This window comes from Teichococcus oryzae, from assembly GCF_008386565.1.
Lineage (GTDB): Bacteria > Pseudomonadota > Alphaproteobacteria > Acetobacterales > Acetobacteraceae > Pseudoroseomonas > Pseudoroseomonas oryzae.
The window spans coordinates 1-1,354 of the sequence record NZ_VUKA01000062.1; the positions used below are offsets into that span (position 1 = coordinate 1).

At 72.4% G+C, this 1,354-nt stretch carries 1 protein-coding gene; it reads right to left on the reverse strand.

What is annotated here, in order from left to right; genetic code table 11:
- The coding region (locus tag F0Q34_RS21495; protein ID WP_306419409.1) for a TolC family outer membrane protein at positions 1-1,354 on the reverse strand (1,354 nt) is incomplete at both ends.

Below are 1,354 nucleotides of genomic sequence, written 5' to 3' on the forward strand. Positions count from 1 at the left end.
ACCTTCTTTGCGTGATATCGCTGGTGCCGAAGAGCTTGTTTCGGACGGCGTTGTAATAGGCTTCCATGTCGTACTGGGCGACGGGGAGCGCCAGGTCGCGGGCGGTGAGGCGGCCGACGGCGCCGGCCAGGGTGTAGCTGGCGGTGACCACGCTGGAGAGCGCCTGCACCAGCGAGACGCGGGCGTTGAGCAGCTCCTGCTCGGCGTTCAGCACGTCGAGCGTGGTGCGGCTGCCCACCACCGCCTCGCGCTGCACGCCATCGAGGGCGATCTCGGCGGCGCGGATCTGCGAGCGCACGCTGTCCACCTGGGCGCGCGCCGAGGCCAGGCTTTCCCAGGCCTGCGTCGCCTGCTGCATCGCCGCCCGCCGCTGGTCGTCCACCACCTGCCGCAGCCGCACCGCGTCCTGCCGCGCCTGGCGCACCGCCGCGTGCTCGCCGCCGCCCTGGTAAATCGGCACCGACAGATTGGCGGTGATCTGCTCGCCGATCGCCCGGGTGTCCGGCGACTGGCTGTTGTCGGAGCGGAAGCTTTGCGCCTGCAGGCTCAGCGTCGGCAGCAGCGCCGACATCTGCACATCCACCGCGTCCCGCCCCGCCGCCTCGTCAAACAGCGCCGCCACCACGGCGGGGTTGTTGCGCATCGCCACCTCCGCCGCCTGCGCCGCATTGGCCGCCGCAGCGCCCAGCGGCTGCGGCGCCACCAGCCGCTCCGGCGCCAGCCCCACCACCCGCTGGAACGTCGCCCGGCTGGTTTGCAGCGTGCCCTCGGCATTGGCCCGCGCCGAGCGCGCGCCGGCCAGCCGGCTTTCCGCCTGCGCCACGTCGGTGCGGGTGATCTCGCCCACCCGGAAGCGCTCATTCGTCGCATCCAGCTGGCGCTGCAGCACCTGCACGTTGTTGACGTTCAGCCGCAGCGTTTCCTGGTCGCGGATCACCGCCACATAGGCCGCCACCACATCCGACAGCACCTGCTGCTCCGCCGCCAGCAGCCGGGCGCGCTGCGCCAGCACCAGGTTCTCGGCGCGCTGGGTTTGCGCCACCGTGCGGCCGCCATTGTAGAGCGGCTGGGTGATCGTCGCCTGCAGGCTGCCGGTCTGCCGGTCAAGCGGGAAATATTGCTGGTTGCTGCGCCCGCGCCCCTGCACATAGCCGCCCGACGCCCCCAGCACCACGCTCGGCCGCCAGCCGGCCAGCGCCTGCGGCACGTTCTCGTCCACCGAGCGCAGCTGCGCCCGCGCCGCCAGCAGCGCCGGGTTGTTCGCGTAAGCCTGCGACAGCGCCTCCTGCAGCGTCTGCCCCCGCGCACCGCCACCCCACAGCAACCCGCCACCCATCGCCAGAAGAAGCAGCGC